Here is an 18595-nt window from a genome sequence, read left to right as displayed (position 1 = left end):
CACTGCAGTCATGCGTCTCTCCCTCGCGATTTCTCTTCGACTTAGCTTAGGTAAACAACCTGCTTGATTGCGCACCGGCCTGCCGATCTATCATCAGGTTTCCGAGTTGCTGTATCGAGATATCGCAGCGGAACCCGAAAGGCGCGGTGCAGCGCTCGATCGAGACCGGCGAGGCCGTGCACTTCCCCGCACAGCCTTGGCGGCGCGTGGCCTGAAGGCTCAGGGGTGAGGCCGGACCATGGCCTGGCCGCCTCTGCTCTGGGCGTGCGACACTGCGACGCTGAGTCACCCCTCAAGCGTTTGACGCGGATCAATTCTCGGCTCACCCTCGTGTGATACGAGCTTGAGTGATGACCCGACCCCAACGCGCCTCCAGAGCCTTTGACGGCAAGATCGACCGCGGCCCGCGCCTGCACGCGCCGCGCTTCGCTGGATTGCGCCGCGCGCAATCGGCGCTGCTGACCGCGCTCGTCGCGATCCTGCTGCAGGTCGTCCTACTGACCGATCATCTGGGCGCGGCCGCCATCGCCGCCACCGGCCGGGCCGCGCCCGGCGCGCAGATGGGGCTGCTGCAGATCTGTACCGGCGAGGGAATCGTCTACATGACCCCGCAGGGCGAAACGGTCGCCGCGCCGGATGGGGCCGCGCCCCTGCCCGGCCATACCGCGCCCACGGGTCAGGTCCACAGCCAATGCGCAGTCTGCGGCTCGGCCTCGGTCTGCGCGTTTGAGGCCCCCGACACCATCGTCACCCCGGCCCGTCTCGACCGCGAGATCGCCCCGCTCCACGCGTCCCTTGAGCGGCTCTCACTCCCGGTGCAGACCGCGCCCCGTTTCCGGCATGCCCGCGCCCCTCCTGTCGTCTGAGTTCGTCCCTGCACGTCGATCCGGACGTGCCTTTTTACAAACCAGACACATGGCTCGCGACTGCGCCCGTCTCTCGATGGCGGTGCGTTGCGATATGACAGGATGATCCCGATGAAACGACGCGACTTTCTTCTGACCTCTTCAACCGGCCTCGCGCTGGTGGCCTCCGGCGCCGCTGCCGAGGATATGAAACCGATGGACGGCATGCCGATGTCGCCGATGGACTGGACCGACCAGAACGGGCTGACCCGCTTTCTCAAGACCGACACCGCACCGCTCGAGAACGAGTTCGAGAAATACCCCCGCTGCCCCTATTGCGGCATGATGCGGCAGATGTTCAGCCAGACGCGCCACCTGATCGTCTATGACAACGACACGGTCGACGGCACCTGCTCGCTGCATTGCGCGGCGATCAGCCTCGCGCTGAACATGGATGCGGGTCCGAAGACGATCTACGCGGGCGATGCGGGGGCCACCGCCAAGGTCAAGCCGCTCGCGGTGGTCGATGACATGACCTACGTGATCGACACGAAAAAGCCCGGCACGATGACGGGCACGTCGAAATACGCCTATGCCGATCCGGCCAAGGCGGACGCGGCGGCCAAGGACGGGGGCAAGCTGGCGAGCTTCGACGAGGCGCTGGTCATGGCCTATGCCGATATGGCGCGCGACACGATCAACATCCGCAAACGCCGCGCCGAGCGCCGCGCCCGCGCCGGTCAGTGATCGCCTCAAGGCGGGGCCCGCGCGGCCCCGTCCTTTCCGAATACGTTTCAAGGAGTTGCAAGACGATGTGCAACCATCCCTGCCATCACGGGGGCACGCCCGCACGCCCCCCGTCGCGCCCGACGCGGCGCCAGATGCTCCAACGCGCGGCGGGCCTCGCCGCTGCCCTCTCGCTCGGCCCGGGGCTGAGTGCTGCGCGTGCCGATGCGCCCACACTCGACCTGCCCCCGCCCGGCCCCGGCGACACCTGCCCGGTCTGCGGCATGTTCGTCTACAAATACCCCGAATGGGTCACCACGGTGCTCTACGCGGATGGCTATGCCGATCATTTCGACGGTGCCAAGGACTACTTCAAATACATGTTCGACATGGAGAAATACGCCCTTGGCCGCAAAGCCGACCAGATCACCGGCATGGGCGTGACCGAGTATTACGGGCTCAAGCTGATCGACGCGCGCGAGGCGCTTTATGTCGTGGGTTCGGACGTTCTGGGCCCGATGGGGCACGAGCTGGTGCCGCTGATGAACGCGGTCGATGCGCAGGATTTCATGCGCGACCACAAGGGCCAGAAGCTGTTGCGCCATGACGAGGTCACACCGGAGCTGATCGACGCGCTCGATCAGGGCGGCCCGTTCTGATGCGACGCTCGAGCTATGTTTTTGCGGCGCTCGGTTGCCTGACGCTGCTGCTGGCGGTGGAGCTATATTACCCCGTCTTCGCGCGCCCCCATCGTGATGGGCGTCTGCTCGAAGAGCGCACACTGGTCGCGCGGCTGGGGCTGACCGATCCGGCACTGTTTACCGAGGCGCGCTATACCCGGAACCCCAGCCTCGCCGATCTGAACACGCCGTTTCAGGACCACCCGGGCAGCTTCGACCACTTCCCCTCCGGCACCTTCGTGCCGCCCCCCGCCACGCCCGGCAAGGGCTGGCTCCTGTTCCAACCCGAGGCCGCGAAATGACCCCATTCCTGCGCCGCCAGCGCGCGCTGGCCGATTTCACCCTCGCCGCTCTCGCCCGCCGCAAAGGCAAGAATATCGCCCTGATCGCGGTCTATTCCGTGGTGGTCTTCGTGCTCGCCTCGGCGATGTTCTTCGCCGCAAGCCTGCGGTTCGAGACCACGACCGTGCTCGAAGGCGCGCCCGAGATCACCGTGCAGAAGATCACGCTGGGCCGTCAGGACCTGATCGACGGCTCGGTCGCGGACGAGATCGCGGCGATCCGCGGTGTGACCGAGGCCCATCCCCGGCTCTGGGGCTATTATTACGACCGGATCAATGGCGCGAATTACACCGTCATGGTGCCCAACGACCCCGGGATGATGACCGACCCCGGTCAGATCGCGATTGGCGAGGGCATCCCCCGCGCACGCGGCCTCGAATGGGCGGGCGCGCCGGTTTTCCTGTCGCGCTATGAGGGCGATCTGAAGAAATTCGACGTCGCCAAGACCTTCAGCCGCGACTCCGCGCTGATGACCTCGGACCTGATGCTGATGAACGAGGCTGATTTCCGCGACTTCTTCGACATACCCAAAGGCCGCTACACCGATGTCGTGGCCCGCGTGCGCAACCCCAACGAGGTCGCTACCATCGTCCAGAAAGGCTCGAACGCGCTGCCGCAGATGCGCTTCGTCACCCGCGCCGATATCGCGCGCACCTATCAGAAGCTCTTCGACTGGCGCGAGGGGCTGCTGACGGCGCTGGCCTTCGCGGGCATCCTCGCCTTCGTCATTTTCGCCGCCGAAAAAGCCAGCGGGCTCTCGGCCGAGGAAGCGCGCGAGATCGGCATCCTCAAGGCGGTGGGCTGGAATACGCGCGACGTGATCGCGATGAAGATGTGGGAAGGCGGGCTGATCTCGCTCGCGGCTTTCCTGATCGGCACCGTCGCGGGCTTCGCCCATGTATTCTTCTTCGGCGCCCCGCTCTTCGCGCCGATCCTGAAGGGCTGGGCGGTGATCTATCCCGATTTCCCGCTGAGCCCGCATGTGGACGGGCTGCAATTGCTGACGCTCGCGCTGCTGACCACCCTGCCCTATATCGCCGCGACCGTGGTGCCGATCTGGCGCACGGCCTCGGCCGATCCCGATGCCGTAATGCGCTGAGGAGGCCCCCATGATCACTCTGCAATCCGTGACCAAGACCTATAATGCGGGCCGCCCCAATGCGGTGACCGCGCTGGACGGGATCGACCTGAGCATCGAGGGCCGGGCCGTCACCGTGCTCAAGGGGCCGTCGGGCTCGGGGAAATCCTCGCTGCTGTCGGTCGTCGCCTGTATGGCGCGGCCTTCCACGGGCCGCGTCAGCCTCGATGGCGAGGTCGTCTCGGGCCTGCCCGAGCACTTCCAGACCGAACTGCGGCGCGAGCGGTTCGGCTTCATCTTCCAGCGGTTCAACCTCGTGCGCGGCCTGACCGTGCTGGAAAACGTGATGCTGCCCGCCGCGCCGCTGGGCCAGCACTTCGGAGAGCTCCGCGCGCGGGCGATGGACCGGATCGAGGCGCTGGGTCTGGGGCCGCGCGCCCAGACCCGGATCGAGTTGCTCTCGGGCGGCGAGGCGCAGCGCGCAGCGATTGCGCGGGCGCTCATCAACGATCCGCCGATCCTGATCGCGGATGAGCCCACGGCCAATCTCGACAGCGCGCTCTCCGAGACCTTCCTGCAGATCGTCGCCGAGGAGAAAGCGCGCGGGCGCACCGTCATCATGTCGAGCCACGACCCACGTGTCTGGGGCGCGGACTGCGTCGACCGGGTGGTTTCGATGCGTGACGGGCGGATCGAGGACGCGCCTGCCCAGCAGGAGCCGCAGCCATGATCTTTCAAACGCCGATCATGGCGCTGTTGCTGGTGGCGGGTCTGGCCGCGCTGACGGCCCTCTGGGCGGGTGGCTTCGCCGTCACCGTGCTGCGCCGCTGGGACCTGACGGACATGGGCGCACGCCAGCTGCGCATGGAGCGCATGACCGAGCTCGTCTCGACCCTCTTCGCCGCTGTCATGCTGGCCGAGCTCGCCGCGCTTTTGCTGTTTGTTTTCAATGCCGACCGGATGTCGTCGCTATTCGTCGGCGCGATGTGTGCGGTCGGCACGCTCAACGTGAACGATTACGGCTTCCCCGCGCTCTATCTCAAGATCGGGGTGTTCTTCGCCGCCGTGATCTGGCTGATCCTCGACCGGGCCGACAGGCTGGGCCGGGACTACCCGCTGACCCGCGTGAAATACGCGGCCCTCCTCGCGATCACGCCGCTGATCCTTGCCGATGGCGCGGTCGAGCTGAGCTATTTCCTCGACATGCAGACCGATGTGATCACCTCGTGCTGCTCGAAACTGTTCACGCCGAACAATCCCAATCTCGCGAACCAGATGGCGGGCGTCGGCGAGGCGCAGGCGCTCTGGCTGCTTGGCCTCACCGCGCTGATCGCCTTGGCTGCGGGGATCGCCGCGTTGATCCGCAAGCGCGGCTACGGGCTTTACGCGCTGGCCTCGGCGCTGGTGTTCGGGATGGGGCTGACCGCGATTGTCGCCACGATCTCGCTCTATATTTATGAAAACCCCAACCATCATTGCCCGTTCTGCATCCTCAAGCCCGAATACGGCTATGTCGGCTACGCGCTGTATGTGCCGCTGTTTCTTGCCACCGCAGCCGGGCTTGGGGCGGGCGCGCTCAGCCCGTTTCAAAAGCGCGCCTCCCTGGCGGGGCCGCTGCCGAGCTTGATGCGGCGGCTGCTGATCTGGTCGATGGCCGGGTTCGCCGTGTACGGGATCGTCTGCCTGATCGTGATCTGGCGCTCGCATCTGATCCTCTTCGGGTAAGCTGTCCGCGATGCGGGCGGCCCCGATTTGGACCAGTGTCGCGCCGGGCTATGTCGTAAGGCATCCGCGCCGGGCGCGGGAACGCGAACTGGAGGAGGACAGACCATGAGCAAGGCACAGGCGGTAATTATCGGAGTGGGCGACGGGCTTTCAGCCGCAGTGGCGCGGGAGCTTGCGCCCGATTATGACCTGACTCTCGCGGCCCGCAGCGCCGAGAAGATGCAGGCGCTGGCCAAGGAAACCGGCGCGCGTATGGTGCAGCTGGACGCAACCGACGAGGCCGCGATCGCCGATCTGTTCGACGCCCTGCCCGCGCCGCCGCGCGTCGTCGTCTACAACCCCTCGGGACGCGTGCGCGGCCCGGTGGCGGAACTCGATGCCACCGAGGTTCGCGCCGCCGTCGAGATCACCGCGATTGGGGCGTTTCTGACCGGCAAACACGCCGCGCGACGGATGCTCGAAGCCGAGCCCGCCGAGGGCACTCGCGGCACGATCCTCTTCACCGGGGCCTCCGCCGGGGTGAAAGGGTTCGCACGCTCCGCACCCTTCGCGATGGGCAAATTCGCACAGCGCGGACTGGCCGAGAGCATGGCACGCGAATTGCACCCGCAAGGCATCCACGTCACCTGGGTGAACATCGACGGCATGATCCTCAATCCGGGCCGCAGCGAGGCGCCCGACAAGCCCGGCTCGATGCTATGCCCTGCGGCGATAGCGAAGACCTATCGCCAGCTGATCGAGCAGGATCGCAGCACCTGGACGAACGAGATCACGCTGCGCCCCTGGGTCGAGACGTTCTGAGGCGACGGGCGCTCAGCGCCCCTTGCCCGCCTCCAGCGCCGCAGCCCGCATCGCCGAGAGCGACTGGCGCGGGGTCAGCGCCTCGGGCGAGATCACGAGGTCCAGCACCGCGCCGGTCTCGGACGCCCGCGCCCGTTCGAACGCGGCGGCGAAATCCTCCGTCCGCTCAACCCGCTCGCCGTGGAAGCCATAGGCCTTCGCGAGCGCCGCGAAATCCGGGTTCACCGCCATCGAAGTGCCCGACACGCGGGTCGGATAATTGCGCTCCTGATGGGCACGGATCGTGCCGTAAATCCCGTTATTGAGGATCAGGATGATCGGCTGCGCGCCCGCCTGCGCGGCGGTGGCAAGCTCCTGCGAGGTCATCTGGAAATCGCCATCGCCCGCGAAACAGACCACCGTTCTCTCGGGCTGCGCCACCTTGGCAGCGATGGCCGCCGGCACCCCGTAGCCCATCGCGCCCGATTGCGGCGCAAGCAGCGTGGCGTTAGGCCCGAAGCGGAAGAACCGCCCCGGCCAGACCGCGAAATTGCCCGCCCCGTTGGTCAGGATCATGTCTTCGGGCAACTCGTCGCGCAGATAGGCGCAGACCTTGCCCATATCGACCGGCGAGGGCAGATCGGGCAGATCGAAGCCGGCCTCATAGGCCGCGCGGCCCTCGGCCCGCCAGTCGGCCCAGTCACCTTTGACCGGCTCCAGCGCGCCAAGAGCTGCGGCAAAGGCGTTCGGCCCGGCATGGATGCCCAGTTCGGGACGGTAGATCTTGCCGATCTCCAGATCCGAGCCGTGGACATGGATCAGCCGCTGCGCGGGCTGCGGCACATCGAGCAGCGTGTAGCCCTCGGTCGTGTTCTCGCCAAACCGCGCATTGATCGCGAGGATCACGTCGGCCTCGCGCATCAGACGCTTCACATGCGGCGCCATTCCGACACCCGCATCGCCGCAGAAGACGGGCGAGTTATTGTCGAACTGGTCCTGATAGCGAAATACCGAAAGCACCGGGATATCAGAGACTTCCGCGAAGGACTTAATGTGCGCAGTGCCGTCCCCGCGCCAGTTGCACCCGCCATAGAGGATCAGCGGACGCTTGGCCCCGGCCAGCATCTCGCGCAACTCGCCCATCACCGCCGGATCGGGCTGAGGCTCGGTGATCCGGACGGGCGCGCCAAGCGGCGCGGCCTCGGTCATCGACGTCAGCATATCCTCGGGCAGCGCGACCACGACCGGGCCGGGCCGCCCGCTGACAGCCATCGTCCAGGCGCGGGAGAGAATTTCGGGGATGCGCTCAACCCGGTCGATCTCGACGGCCCATTTCGCCATGGTGCCGAAGACCGCCTTGTAATCGAGCTCCTGAAACGCCTCGCGGCCCTTCATATCGGTGCCGACCTGCCCCACGAACAGGATCATCGGCGCGGAGTCCTGCATCGCGGTATGCACCCCGATCGCGGCATTGGTGGCCCCGGGGCCGCGCGTGACCATGCAGATGCCGGGCTCCCCGGTCAGCTTGCCGTAAGCGGCAGCCATGAAGCTCGCCCCGCCTTCCTGACGACACAGCACGAAATCCAGCGTGCCTTGCGTGTCATACAGCGCGTCGAGCACCGCGAGATAGCTCTCGCCCGGCACCCCGAATGCCTTGCGCGCACCAAGCCCCACGAGGCTTTCGACCAGAACCTGACCACCGTTTCTCATGCGCGCGCCTCTCTCCCGTTTGCGGCTCCGCGCGATGACGCGGATCTTGCGAGAGGCGTAGCACGCGCCAAATCGGAGCGCACCCCCGGCAGGTCGCGAGCGCGCCAGATCACCCAGCGAGATAGGTCCGGAACCACGCGATCATGCGTTCCTCGGCCAGCTTGGCAGCGGCCTCGTCGTAGCGCGGCGTCGTGTCGTTGTGAAAACCGTGGTTCACGCCCGGATAGATATAGGCCTCGTAGCGCTTATCGTTCTCCTCGAGCGCCTTCTGGAACTCCGGCCACATCGCGTTGATCCGCTGGTCGAGCGCTGCGAGCTGGATCATCAGCGGCGCTTCGATCATCGCGACCTGCGCAGAGTCGGGGGCGGCCCCGTAGAACGGCACGCCCGCGCCCATCTCGGGATACGCCACGGCAAGCTTGTTCACCACGCCCCCGCCATAGCAGAATCCGGTCGCGCCGACCTTGCCATTCGTGCCGTCGAGCGTCTGGAGATACTCGAACCCGGCGAAGAAATCGTTGAGCAACGCGCCCTGATCGAGGCTGCGCTGCATCGTGCGTCCCTCGTCATCATTGCCCGGATATCCGCCGAGCGAGGACAGCCCATCGGGGCCCATCGCCACGAAGCCCGCCTTGGCGAGGCGGCGCACCACGTCGCGAATATAGGGGTTCAGGCCGCGATTCTCATGCACGACGAGGATCGCTGCAGGCGGATTGTCCGGATCGATCTGCGTCGGGCGCACGAGATAGGCGGTAATCTCGCCGGTGCCGTTTGGGCTGTCATAGGTGATGTCCTCGCCCAGAATGTCGGGATCGTCCTCGGCCACCTGCTGGGCCAGCGCATAATCGGGCGCAAGCGCCCCGAGGATCGCCAGAGCGGTCACGCCGCCCACCGCCCATTTCCCCGCCCGATCGAGAAATTCCCGTTTCGAGATCTTGCCATGGACATAGTAATCGTAAAGATCGAGAAGTTCCTGGTCGAAATCGGCCGCCGTCAAGCGACGCGCATGGGCTGGATCGGTCATGGTGAATCCTCCTCCTGAGACCGGGAAGCATATCACGAACGAGTGATTTTCCGTCGCATTATCGACGCGCATTTCATGCGAGGCGCCCTCCTCACGCCGCGGCTGATCTAGCGTGCCGCGTCGCATCACAAACCAAATATTCTCAATAGACCTTGGGTTGCATCTTGCAATTACGTTACGTTTATAGGTTGTTAAACCTATTGGCCCCGCCCCGCTGTAACGTGTCATCTCGAGGAGCCCCGAATTGAAAACTTTTCGCCCTGTCATCGGTATCGTTTTAGTCGCGGGCGCGCTTTGGGTGATCGTCGGAGAGCAGATGTCGGGCGTGAGCGCCGATGCCGTCGTCAATGCGCCCGTGGTCACGGTGCGCAGCAGCACCGCCGGCAAACTCTCGATGCCGAAACGACCGCTCGGTGCCCATGTCGACAAGGGCGAGCGGCTGGCCACCGTCGATGATATCCTCTCGGACACGACGCGGCTCGAAGATTTGCGAATGGAGCTGGCGAATGCCGAGGCGAATGTCGCGCGGATCAAAAGCGACCTCGCCGCCAAACGCACGCAACGCGACGCCTATAGCGCGCGCACTAAGCTCTATCGCACGCATCGCATCGCCGAGATCGAGACGAAGCTGAAATTTGCCCGCGCGCGGCTCGACCGGCTGCAGCCCGATGCGCAAAGCACGGAGACGAGTGCCACGCAAGTGGCGCAGCCCGCCCCTGCCGCCCCGGCGGAGAATGGCCCCGTGACGCAAGCGCGCGAGGACGTGGCGCTGCTCGAAAACGCGCTCGATGCCGCCAAGTCCGGCGTCTATCTGGGCGACGGCTATAACGACGCCCCAAGCTCCGAACAGCGCGGTGCGCTTCTCGATGAGGAGATCGCCTCGCTCGACGCGGACCTCACCGAGGCCCAAGCCCGCGTCAAGACGCTCGACGCGCGCCGGGCGAAGGAACAGACGCGGGTGAACACACTGAGCTCGAGCCAGGTGACATCGCCCGCGAACGGGATCTACTGGGAAACCCTGCAGGCGGATGGCGTGACGGTGCAGCGCGGCGATCCGATCATGTCGCTCGTCGATTGCGACGTCTCGCTGGTGACCGCCTCGGTGAGCGAAGGCGTCTACAACAACCTCAAGGTGGGCGATTCCGCGACCTTCAAGCTGGCCTCGCGCGACAAGATCTACGACGCGACGATCGCGCGGCTCGCCGGCAGCGGCGCGGCGCGCGTCTACCAGACCCTTGCCATCGCGCCGAGCCAGAAACATCTCGAGCGCTACGATGTGACGCTTCTCGTTCCGGACCTGAAATCCGATGCCGATCTCGACTGTCCCGTGGGGCGCACCGGGCGGGTGTTCTTCGAGCACCGCCCCCTCGACTTCCTGCGCTGAGGGCGGGGCGGCATGTTCTTCTATCCGCAACTGGGAGAGCTTGGCTCGGCGGCGATGCAGCTCATCCTCGTGGTGGGTATCACAGCCATTCTGCCGAGCTTCGTCAATTCGCGGCGCAACTGGCACCGGGCCGTCTTGCTGGGGATCAGCGCGGTGCTCGCGCTGCGCTATATCTGGTGGCGCGGAACCGAGACCCTCGCCCCGCCGGGCCTGACGCTGGATGTTCTGGCGAGTTGGTCTCTCTACGCGCTCGAAGTCTTCACCCTGATCGGCTCGCTCAGCGCCTTTCTGGTTCTGTCGCGGATCAAGTTGCGCAGCGAGGAAGCGGACAAATACGCCAATCTCCCAACGGAGAAAGAGCCGCTCGTCGCGATCCTGATCGCTACCTATAACGAGGATCGCGACGTTCTCGAACGCACCATCGTGGGCGCGAAATTCCTGCGCCATCGCAACAAGATGATCATGGTCTGCGACGACAGCCGCCGCGACTGGCTGCGCGATTTCTGCGAGACCAAGGGCGTGCGCTACATGCGCCGGGCCGATAACGAAGGGCAGAAGGCGGGCAATATCAACCACGCGCTGGACCGGCTGGCCGAGGAAGAGGTGCAGCCCGATTTCGTGGCGATCCTCGATGCGGATTTCGTACCCCATCGCGGCTTCATTTCCCGCACGCTGGCGCTGTTCCACAACCCCGAGGTGGGCCTTGTGCAAACGCCGCAACACTTCTTCAACTCCGACCCGATCCAGCACAATTTCCGGCTCGACAGCTCCTACCCCGACGAGCAGCGCTTCTTCTTCGACCAGATGCAGCCCGCGCGCGACGGCTGGGGGATCGCTTTTTGCTGCGGCACCTCCTCGGTCTGCCGTTGGAGCGCGCTGCGCGAGATCGGCGGCTTCAACACCGAGAGCGTGACCGAGGATTTCATGCTGACGCTGGCGTTGCAAAACGCAGGCTGGCGCACCGTCTATCTGGCCGAGCCGCTGACCGAAGGCCTCGCCCCCGAAGGGCTCAAGGAATACATCACCCAGCGCGCCCGCTGGTGTCTCGGCCTGATGCAGATCGCGCGCTCCTCGCTTGGCCCGTTCTCGAAAAGCAATCTACGCCTGCGCGACCGGTGGAGCGTCATCGACTCGATCTTCTACTGGACCACGACCTTCCCCTTCCGGATCGCGGCGATCTGCTACCCGCTGCTCTACTGGTATTTCAACATCACGGTGGTGAATGCGGGCCTCGCGGATGTGCTGAGCTATTTCGGGGTCTATTACCTGTGGAGCCTGATGATACTGAACATGCTCAGCCGCGGCATGGTCGTACCGCTCCTGAACGACGTGAGCCAGTTGATCGGCGCGATCCCGATCGCCCGCGCCGCCTTCACCGGTTTGCTGCGGCCCCATGGCCACCCGTTTTCGGTGACGGCGAAAGGCGGGGATCGGTCGAAGGTCGTCGTGCAATGGCGGATCATGATGCCGTTCCTGATCCTGTTTTTCCTGACGCTGGGCGGCCTTCTGATCGGGATCGTCTGGGACCGCTTCGCCTATTACGACGCGGGCGACGGCAAATGGGTGATCCTGTTCTGGACGATCTATAACCTGTTCCTGCTGGCCGCGACCTGCCGTGCCTGCGTCGAGCTGCCCCGGCGCGAAATCCATGTGGCCGACAAGCCCGAGCGGATTTCCTTCGTCTCCGACGGCACGGAATACTGGGTCTGGATGACCTCTTTCACGATGGACACGGTGCGCCTGCGCGGCCTGACCCTGCCGGAACAGACCCGCGGAATGCTTACGATCGACCAGATCACCGACCCGATCGAATGCTACGTCATCGCGAAGACCCGCGACGGCGCGCGCCTCCAACTTCTGCCGACCGAGGAGCAGCGCGAAGAACTGTTCGTGCGCTTCTATGCCGAAGGGGACGAGCCGGGCGTCAGCCATGTTCGCCCCGGCGCGCTTCTGCACGACATCTACCGCCGCTTCTTGCCGAAATTCTCCTCGGACGAGTGAGCCGCGGGGCGTGCGATTAATAGGTATTGATGGAGATGCCGACGAAGGCTTCCTTGGCCAACGCACGCCACCCCGCCCGGATCGAGACCGGCCCGCCGTCGATTTTCTGGGTCACCGCGATGGTACGCTCGGAATAGGTGTCGCTCCCGCCTGCGGAGAGCTCTAGCCCCAGCCCGGAGCGGTTCCCGGCCTGAAACACCGCAAACCAGTCCTGATCGATCGTGTTGTATTGCCCCAGCATGAAGACATGCCCGAAGCTGGTCGGCGTATACCGCTCCAGCCCCACGCGCGCGCCGAGTCGCCAGTTATCGTCCGCCAAGGTGCGCCCGATGCTGGGGCCGAGCTTCAGCGTGCCGATTCCCTCGAGCGCGAAGTCCCGCGTCACGGCCGCGCCGGTCGACCATCCGCCATCGTAGTCAGAGAAATTCGCGCTGAAGCTCACTTTCCCGCGCGACATCGAAAAGACCGTGTCGGAGGTATTCTGCGCCGCGTCGAACTGCACAAACGCGCCATCCGCGCGGGCTTGCGAGCCCGCCCCCAGTGACAGTGCCAGACAGGTCGCGATCGCGACGCTTACTCCTTGAATCTTTTGCATATTACGTGTCCTGTAAGCCTGTGCCCGAGACCTTTGCGGCCCCTCGATCTGCTATTTGGTTTTTGCGGAAAGACCCGTCGATCGAGCCCTCGCAGCCCCGTGCCCCGGGAGCTTGTTCCTTCGAGTGTTTGACATCGCTTTACGCTTTGCAAGCCATCCTTCCGGTCCGCGAAAAAATTTACCTTGAAATGGGCCCGCACCACTTTCTCGCCGTATTTACTCAGTAACCATGATTTAAATCGGACCCCTTCTACAATTAACGTAGGATTGAAGCGAAGATGACCATTCGTCGACATCACAATCTCGGAGGCATTTTCCTACGCACCGCTCTGGCGATGGTGCTCGTCGTGGCAGCGACGGCCGTCTTCGTCGCCAAGGTCGTGTCGGATCAGGCCCATGAATTTCAGACAGCCATTGAACACAAACTTGTCCTGAGAGGCTCGGATGCGATCGCGCTCAGCTTCAACACGGCCCTGATGCGCGAATGGGACAGTATGCATGCCGTTGCGCGAAGCATCGGCACCGCGTCGCAAGACGACATCAACAAGTTCATGGACGCCGTCGCCCGCACCGGGGGCCAGGTCGCTTGGGCAGGCTTCGCCGCGCCCGATGGCACGATCATCTCCGGCTCGAACGGCTATGAGGTCGGCAAGAATGTCAGCTCCAAGCGGTGGTTCCGCGATGGTATCCGCGTGCCGTCGGTCGACTCGATCACCGAGACGGCCACCAATGCGTTGACCGGCAAGATGGAGCAATTCCTGAACCTCTCGACCCCCGTGAAGGGCGCGAACGGCCAGAAGATCGGCGTCCTGGTCTACCGCGTGCGGATCGCATGGGTGCGTAGCTTCCTGTTCGAGGCGAGCAAGGAGCTTGGCATCGACGTGGTCGTGCAGGACATCAACGGCGATCCCGTCATCGACACCCGTCACGAAAGCACGCCCCTGCCCAAAAGCCTGACCTCGAGCGCGAGCCTGCGCAGCAAGTCTTCCGGCGTCTTCCACCTTGTCGACGGCAAGGACGGCGGGACCTATGCCTTTGCGCCGGATTTCGTCTGGAACAAACTGCCCAACTTCGGCTGGCGCGTCTTCGCGGTTCTGCGCCGCGACAACATCTCGAACGATCTGCCGGTTTTGACGCAGGTGACGCTGGCGACGGTCGCAGCCGCGGCGCTGTGCCTGCTGGGCGTGACGCTGGTGTTCCTCAAGCTGCTGCTGCGCCCGGTCGAGCGGCTGGCAGAGGATGCCAAGAGCATCGCGAACGGCAAATACGTCTTCCCCGAGGAAGCGACGAGTTCTCAGGAAGCCGCCTCGCTGTCGAGCGCGCTCGCGATCATCCAGAGCAAGCTCACCCCGCAGCGCAGCGAGCGGCCGCCACGGTCGACACCTGAGGCGACACCTGAACCGCATTCGTGATCTGGGCCAGATCTGGAAACGAGACAAAAAGGGGCGCATCGGCGCCCCTTTTTCATTGGGGCAACGCGTCTAGAGCGGCAGCCCCGTCAGCCGCGCCACCAGTTCGGCGGTGTTGCGCGCGCCGAGTTTCGCCTGCAGCCGCGCGCGATGGGCCTCTGCGGTGCGCGGCGACAGCTCCAGCACCCGCGCGATCTCCTTGTTGGTCTGCCCCTCGGCCAGAAGGGCTGCCACCTGCCGCTCGCGCGCGGTCAGATCGACGACGGGCCGCAATTCCGACAGATCGGCAAAGCTCCAAACAGCACGCGCGAAGGGATCGTCGGGCGTCAGCGATTGCCCCCGCACCCGGCACCAGAAGAGCGACCCGTCGCGGCGCTGCATGATCCGCTCATCGGCATAGCGCCCGGTCTCGCGCATTCGCCGCAACCCGATCTCCCCGATGCGCAGAAACTCCTCCTGCGACGGGTAGAGCACCGCGAGCGAGCGCTGCGGCAGCTCGTCTTCGCGATAGCCGAAACTCTCGCAAAACCGCGCGTTGCACCGCTCGATCACCCGGTCGCGGGTGACCGCCAGCCCGACCGGCGCATGCTCGAACGCCAGCAGCGCCATCTCATCGCTGTCCAGCAGATCCTGCTCCATCCACTTCTCCCGATAGCGTAGTTCTACGAATAGAGGTCGTGCCGCCCCTGCGCTAGTCTCCCCCGCAACGGAGGATCATTGGGAGGAGACCCGCATGGACGCGAAGATCGTCGGCTGGGGCCATACGAAATTCGGCAAGCTGGAGGGGCGCACGCTCGAGGATCTGGTTCTCGATGCGGGCGGCGGCGCGCTGGAGCACGCAGGGATCGACCCGGCGGAGATCGACGGCATCTGGCTGGGGCATTTCAATTCCGGGCTGGTGCCGGATGGGTTCGCAAGCTCGCTGGCGCTGGGGATCGACGACAGGCTGCGCTTCACGCCCGCGACCCGCGTGGAGAACGCCTGCGCGTCGGGCTCGGCTGCGATCTATGCCGCGCGCGATGCGATCCGTTCGGGCCGGGTGAAGGCCGCGCTGGTGATCGGGGCCGAGAAGATGACCGCGAAGGACACCGCAGGCGTCACCGAGGCGCTGGCCGGGGCGTCCTACCAGATGGAGGAAGCGGGCGTTTCCTTCCCGCAGATTTTCGCACGTTTCGCGCAGGCCTATTATCAGGCGCATGGCGACCGTTCCGCGGCACTCGCCCGGATCGCCGCGAAGAACCACCACAACGCGCTCGCCAATCCGCTCGCGCAGATGCGCAAGGATGTGGGGTTCAAGTTCTGTAACACGGTCAGCGACAAGAACCCGATGATCGCCCCGCCCCTGCGGATGACCGATTGCTCGCTGATCTCCGATGGCGCTGCTGCGCTGGTCATGGTTGCCGACGACCGCGCGGGCGATTTCGCCAATTCCATCGGTTTCCGCGCCGCCGAGCAGGTCAATGACTACCTGCCGATGTCGCGCCGCGATCTGCTGGCTTTCGAGGGCCCGGCAGAGGCGTTCCGCCGCGCCTATGCTTCGGCGGGCGTGGGGGTCGATGATCTCTCCTTCGCCGAGGTCCATGACTGTTTCACCATCGCGGAATTGCTCGTCTACGAGGCGATGGGGCTTGTGCCGCAAGGCTCCGGTGCGCGGGCCATCGACGAGGGGTTGGTACTGCGCGACGGGCGGCTTCCGGTGAATATCTCGGGCGGGTTGAAGGCCAAGGGCCATCCCGTGGGCGCGACCGGCGTGTCGATGCATGTGCTGGCCGCGATGCAGCTCACCGGTCAGGCGGGCGAGATGCAGCTGCCCGGCCCGGAACTGGGCTGCGTCTTCAACATGGGCGGCTCGGGCGTCGCGAATTACTGCTCGATCCTCGAAGTGGAGCGCGCGGCATGAACCCGGCGGAGTGGCTGATCCGCAGTGCGGTCCGCACCCCCGACGCCCCCGCGCTGCTGCAGGGCGAGGAGTTGCGCGCCACCTATGCGGAGTTCGCCGACCGCGCCGCCCGGATCGGGGCTGGGCTGGTGGCGAAAGGGATCGCTCCGGGCGACCGCGTGGCGCTATTCGCCAAGAATTGCGCCGAATATCTCGAAGCGATCTATGGCATCTGGTTCGCGGGCGCGGTGGCGGTACCGATCAACGGCAAGCTGCACCCGCGCGAGGCCACATGGATCATCGAGGCTTCCGAGGCGAAGCTGGCCTTCACCGGCGGCCCGGAAAACGATCTGGGCGTCGAGACGGTGGACCTGAAAGGCCCGGCCTATGCCGATCTTCTGCGCCATGACCCGATGCCCGCCCCGGTCGAGATCGCGGAAAGCGAGACGGTCTGGCTGTTCTACACCTCCGGCACGACCGGGCGGCCCAAGGGCGTGTGCATCACCTCGGCCAATGTGCAGGCGATGTGTCTGGGCTATTTCTCGGATGTCGACAGCGTCGAACCGCAAGACGCGATCCTCTACGCCGCACCGATGTCGCATGGCGCGGGGCTTTACAATTTCGTCCACGTGATGCGCGGCGCGCGCCATGTGGTGCCGCGCTCGGGCGGGTTCGAGGCCGACGAAATCCTCGATCTCGCGCCGAAGCTGCAACATGTGTCGATGTTCGCCGCCCCCACGATGATCCGCCGTCTGGTGGACCGCGCCCGCACCACGGGGCGGACCGGCGAGGGCATCAAGACCATCGTCTATGGCGGCGGGCCGATGTATGTCGCCGATATCATCGACGCGGTCGAGGTGATGGGCCCACGCTTCGTCCAGATTTACGGCCAAGGCGAGAGCCCGATGACGATCACAGCCCTGTCGCGCGAGCTGGTGGCGGACCGAACCCATCCGCGCTGGCGCGAGCGGCTGGCCTCGGTCGGTCAAGCACATAGCCCGGTCTCGGTGCGCATCGCCGACAGCGAAGGCCGCCCCCTGCCCGCTGGCGAAACCGGCGAGATCCTCGTGCGCGGAGCCGCCGTGATGGCGGGCTACTGGCAGAACTCCGAGGCGAGCGCGAAGGCGCTGCGCGAAGGCTGGCTCTGGACCGGCGATCTGGGCACGATGGATGCGGACGGCTTCGTCACGCTGCAGGACCGCTCCAAGGACGTCATCATCTCGGGCGGCACGAATATCTATCCCCGCGAGGTCGAGGAGGCGCTGCTCCTGCACCCTTCGGTCCACGAGGTTGCGGTGGTCGGTAAGCCCGATCCGGAATGGGGTGAGAGCGTCGTGGCCTTCGTCACGCCTGCGCCGGGGTCCGAGATCGACCCCGCCGCCCTCGATCAGCATTGCTGCGAGCAGATCGCGCGGTTCAAGCGCCCCAAGGCGTATCGCGTGATCGCGCAGCTTCCCAAGAACAATTACGGCAAGGTCCTCAAGACCGAGCTGCGCAAGAAAGTGACGGAGGAGGACTAATGTCGCGACTGGATGGAAAGACGGCTCTGGTAACGGGTTCGGTGCAAGGCATTGGCCTTGCGATCGCGAAGGCGCTGGCCGAGGCGGGCGCGCGCATCGCGCTGCATGGGATTGCCGATGCGGCGCAGGTCGCCGAGGCGACAGCGGTGCTGGAGGCGGCGGGCGCGCCGGAGGTAAAGTTCTTCGACGCCGACATGGCCGATCCGGCGCAGATCGACGCGATGATGGATGCGGTCGCGGACTGGGGCGGCGCGGATATCCTCGTGAACAACGCGGGCATCCAGCGCACGGCGAGCCTTGCCGAGGCCACGCCCGAAATCTGGAACGCCATTCTCGCGGTGAACCTGTCGGGCGCGTTCCACACGATGCGCCGCGCGATGCCGGGCATGGCCGAGAGCGGTTATGGCCGTGTCGTGAACATCGCCTCGGTGCATGGGCTCGTGGCTTCTGCCAACAAGGCGCCCTATGTCGCCTCGAAATTCGGTCTCGTCGGCATGAGCCGGGTGGCGGCGCTGGAATATGCGCAGGCGGGCACGCGCGAAGCGGGCGGCGTCACCGTCAACTGCATCTGCCCGGGCTGGACCGAGACCGACATTCTCGGGCCTCAGATCGCGGAGCGCGCGGCGGCGCATGGCGGCGACCGGGCGGCGGGGATCGCGGATCTTCTGGCGGAGAAACAGCCCACCCGGCGCCTCTCGGACCCCTCCGAGATCGGGGCGCTCGCGCTGTGGCTCTGTGCGCCAATCGCGCACAACGTGACCGGCACCTCGATCCCGGTCGATGGGGGTTGGACCACGCAATAAGGCTCGGAGGTGAGAAAGGGGCGGCGGGTTGACCACCGCCGCCCCTTCCTTCGAACCGGCGCAGGCACCTCGGGGGAGGTGTGATGCCTGCGCT

Annotated in this window: 18 protein-coding genes; 14 read left to right on the top strand and 4 right to left on the bottom strand. The window is 65.5% G+C overall.

Features of this window, described 5'->3' with window-relative positions; translation table 11 throughout:
* Window positions 1–350: 350 nt before the first annotated feature.
* The 8 genes from BMI88_RS06425 to BMI88_RS06390 all read left to right on the top strand — a co-directional run bounded on the left by BMI88_RS06425 (window position 351) and on the right by BMI88_RS06390 (window position 6197).
* Entirely contained in the window at window positions 351–866 is a 516-nt protein-coding gene (locus tag BMI88_RS06425; protein ID WP_078546962.1) for a DUF2946 family protein, read from the top strand.
* A 111-nt stretch (window positions 867–977) separates the two neighbouring features.
* Entirely contained in the window at window positions 978–1592 is a 615-nt protein-coding gene (locus BMI88_RS06420) for a nitrous oxide reductase accessory protein NosL (RefSeq protein ID WP_078546960.1), read from the top strand.
* Between the two features lie 134 nt (window positions 1593–1726).
* A complete protein-coding gene (locus BMI88_RS06415) occupies window positions 1727–2230 on the top strand; it encodes a nitrous oxide reductase accessory protein NosL (RefSeq protein WP_078547326.1) in 504 nt (167 codons plus the stop codon).
* Window positions 2230–2553 (top strand): hypothetical protein, encoded by a 324-nt coding sequence (locus tag BMI88_RS06410; RefSeq protein ID WP_078546958.1) that lies wholly within the window; start codon window positions 2230–2232, stop codon window positions 2551–2553. Before BMI88_RS06415 ends, BMI88_RS06410 begins: the two co-directional genes overlap by 1 nt.
* Entirely contained in the window at window positions 2550–3692 is a 1143-nt protein-coding gene (locus BMI88_RS06405; protein WP_078546956.1) for an FtsX-like permease family protein, read from the top strand. The genes BMI88_RS06410 and BMI88_RS06405 overlap by 4 nt, the downstream gene beginning before the upstream one ends.
* 10 nt (window positions 3693–3702) lie before the next feature.
* Entirely contained in the window at window positions 3703–4401 is a 699-nt protein-coding gene (locus BMI88_RS06400; protein WP_078546954.1) for an ABC transporter ATP-binding protein, read from the top strand.
* Window positions 4398–5396, top strand: a complete 999-nt coding sequence (locus BMI88_RS06395; RefSeq protein WP_078546952.1) for a hypothetical protein — start codon at window positions 4398–4400, stop codon at window positions 5394–5396. The genes BMI88_RS06400 and BMI88_RS06395 overlap by 4 nt, the downstream gene beginning before the upstream one ends.
* A gap of 105 nt (window positions 5397–5501) precedes the next feature.
* Window positions 5502–6197 carry an SDR family NAD(P)-dependent oxidoreductase gene (locus BMI88_RS06390; protein WP_078546950.1) on the top strand — a complete coding sequence of 232 codons (696 nt, stop codon included), beginning with the start codon at window positions 5502–5504 and terminating at the stop codon, window positions 6195–6197.
* Window positions 6198–6209: 12 nt separating this feature from the next.
* Here BMI88_RS06390 and BMI88_RS06385 read toward each other — a convergent pair whose 3' ends face one another.
* On the bottom strand, window positions 6210–7886 hold the full coding sequence (locus BMI88_RS06385; RefSeq protein ID WP_078546948.1) for a thiamine pyrophosphate-binding protein: 1677 nt from the start codon (window positions 7884–7886) through the stop codon (window positions 6210–6212).
* 109 nt (window positions 7887–7995) lie between these two features.
* On the bottom strand, window positions 7996–8910 hold the full coding sequence (gene yghX / locus BMI88_RS06380) for a YghX family hydrolase (protein ID WP_078546946.1): 915 nt from the start codon (window positions 8908–8910) through the stop codon (window positions 7996–7998).
* A gap of 244 nt (window positions 8911–9154) precedes the next feature.
* Here yghX and BMI88_RS06375 point away from each other — a divergent pair, with 244 nt between their 5' ends.
* Window positions 9155–10294, top strand: a complete 1140-nt coding sequence (locus BMI88_RS06375; RefSeq protein WP_078546944.1) for an HlyD family efflux transporter periplasmic adaptor subunit — start codon at window positions 9155–9157, stop codon at window positions 10292–10294.
* A 12-nt stretch (window positions 10295–10306) separates the two neighbouring features.
* Window positions 10307–12295 carry a cellulose synthase catalytic subunit gene (locus BMI88_RS06370; RefSeq protein ID WP_078546942.1) on the top strand — a complete coding sequence of 663 codons (1989 nt, stop codon included), beginning with the start codon at window positions 10307–10309 and terminating at the stop codon, window positions 12293–12295.
* Window positions 12296–12311: 16 nt separating this feature from the next.
* Here BMI88_RS06370 and BMI88_RS06365 read toward each other — a convergent pair whose 3' ends face one another.
* A complete protein-coding gene (locus BMI88_RS06365) occupies window positions 12312–12890 on the bottom strand; it encodes a hypothetical protein (RefSeq protein WP_078546940.1) in 579 nt (192 codons plus the stop codon).
* A 278-nt stretch (window positions 12891–13168) separates the two neighbouring features.
* Here BMI88_RS06365 and BMI88_RS06360 point away from each other — a divergent pair, with 278 nt between their 5' ends.
* Complete coding sequence (locus BMI88_RS06360; RefSeq protein ID WP_146673486.1) at window positions 13169–14302, top strand: cache domain-containing protein; 1134 nt, start codon at window positions 13169–13171, stop codon at window positions 14300–14302.
* A 69-nt stretch (window positions 14303–14371) separates the two neighbouring features.
* Here BMI88_RS06360 and BMI88_RS06355 read toward each other — a convergent pair whose 3' ends face one another.
* Window positions 14372–14938 carry a PAS and helix-turn-helix domain-containing protein gene (locus BMI88_RS06355; protein WP_244176527.1) on the bottom strand — a complete coding sequence of 189 codons (567 nt, stop codon included), beginning with the start codon at window positions 14936–14938 and terminating at the stop codon, window positions 14372–14374.
* Window positions 14939–15032: 94 nt separating this feature from the next.
* Between BMI88_RS06355 and BMI88_RS06350 the strand changes: the two genes are divergently transcribed.
* The 3 genes from BMI88_RS06350 to BMI88_RS06340 are packed head-to-tail and all read left to right on the top strand — an operon-like array spanning window position 15033 to window position 18501.
* Window positions 15033–16199, top strand: coding sequence for an acetyl-CoA acetyltransferase (locus tag BMI88_RS06350; RefSeq protein ID WP_078546936.1), 1167 nt, complete (start codon window positions 15033–15035; stop codon window positions 16197–16199).
* On the top strand, window positions 16196–17698 hold the full coding sequence (locus BMI88_RS06345; protein WP_078546934.1) for an AMP-binding protein: 1503 nt from the start codon (window positions 16196–16198) through the stop codon (window positions 17696–17698). Before BMI88_RS06350 ends, BMI88_RS06345 begins: the two co-directional genes overlap by 4 nt.
* The gene (locus BMI88_RS06340; RefSeq protein WP_078546932.1) at window positions 17698–18501 is read left to right on the top strand and encodes a 3-hydroxybutyrate dehydrogenase; all 804 of its coding nucleotides are present in this window, start codon (window positions 17698–17700) and stop codon (window positions 18499–18501) included. The genes BMI88_RS06345 and BMI88_RS06340 overlap by 1 nt, the downstream gene beginning before the upstream one ends.
* Window positions 18502–18595 lie beyond the last annotated feature (94 nt).

The organism is Thioclava sp. F36-6 (assembly GCF_002020305.1).
Classification (GTDB): Bacteria; Pseudomonadota; Alphaproteobacteria; order Rhodobacterales; family Rhodobacteraceae; genus Thioclava; species Thioclava sediminum.
Note: the sequence above shows the minus strand (reverse complement) of the source record. Positions and strands in the feature narration are given on the sequence as shown.

What these genes read in the sequence shown, in the direction of transcription:
- BMI88_RS06425 (WP_078546962.1), top strand. Translation starts at nt 351, where the DNA reads ATGACCCGACCCCAACGCGCCTCCAGAGCCTTTGACGGCAAGATCGAC.
- BMI88_RS06420 (WP_078546960.1), top strand. Translation starts at nt 978, where the DNA reads ATGAAACGACGCGACTTTCTTCTGACCTCTTCAACCGGCCTCGCGCTG.
- BMI88_RS06415 (WP_078547326.1), top strand. Translation starts at nt 1,727, where the DNA reads ATGCTCCAACGCGCGGCGGGCCTCGCCGCTGCCCTCTCGCTCGGCCCG.
- BMI88_RS06410 (WP_078546958.1), top strand. Translation starts at nt 2,230, where the DNA reads ATGCGACGCTCGAGCTATGTTTTTGCGGCGCTCGGTTGCCTGACGCTG.
- BMI88_RS06405 (WP_078546956.1), top strand. Translation starts at nt 2,550, where the DNA reads ATGACCCCATTCCTGCGCCGCCAGCGCGCGCTGGCCGATTTCACCCTC.
- BMI88_RS06400 (WP_078546954.1), top strand. Translation starts at nt 3,703, where the DNA reads ATGATCACTCTGCAATCCGTGACCAAGACCTATAATGCGGGCCGCCCC.
- BMI88_RS06395 (WP_078546952.1), top strand. Translation starts at nt 4,398, where the DNA reads ATGATCTTTCAAACGCCGATCATGGCGCTGTTGCTGGTGGCGGGTCTG.
- BMI88_RS06390 (WP_078546950.1), top strand. Translation starts at nt 5,502, where the DNA reads ATGAGCAAGGCACAGGCGGTAATTATCGGAGTGGGCGACGGGCTTTCA.
- BMI88_RS06385 (WP_078546948.1), bottom strand. Translation starts at nt 7,886, where the DNA reads ATGAGAAACGGTGGTCAGGTTCTGGTCGAAAGCCTCGTGGGGCTTGGT.
- yghX (WP_078546946.1), bottom strand. Translation starts at nt 8,910, where the DNA reads ATGACCGATCCAGCCCATGCGCGTCGCTTGACGGCGGCCGATTTCGAC.
- BMI88_RS06370 (WP_078546942.1), top strand. Translation starts at nt 10,307, where the DNA reads ATGTTCTTCTATCCGCAACTGGGAGAGCTTGGCTCGGCGGCGATGCAG.
- BMI88_RS06365 (WP_078546940.1), bottom strand. Translation starts at nt 12,890, where the DNA reads ATGCAAAAGATTCAAGGAGTAAGCGTCGCGATCGCGACCTGTCTGGCA.
- BMI88_RS06360 (WP_146673486.1), top strand. Translation starts at nt 13,169, where the DNA reads ATGACCATTCGTCGACATCACAATCTCGGAGGCATTTTCCTACGCACC.
- BMI88_RS06355 (WP_244176527.1), bottom strand. Translation starts at nt 14,938, where the DNA reads ATGGAGCAGGATCTGCTGGACAGCGATGAGATGGCGCTGCTGGCGTTC.
- BMI88_RS06350 (WP_078546936.1), top strand. Translation starts at nt 15,033, where the DNA reads ATGGACGCGAAGATCGTCGGCTGGGGCCATACGAAATTCGGCAAGCTG.
- BMI88_RS06345 (WP_078546934.1), top strand. Translation starts at nt 16,196, where the DNA reads ATGAACCCGGCGGAGTGGCTGATCCGCAGTGCGGTCCGCACCCCCGAC.
- BMI88_RS06340 (WP_078546932.1), top strand. Translation starts at nt 17,698, where the DNA reads ATGTCGCGACTGGATGGAAAGACGGCTCTGGTAACGGGTTCGGTGCAA.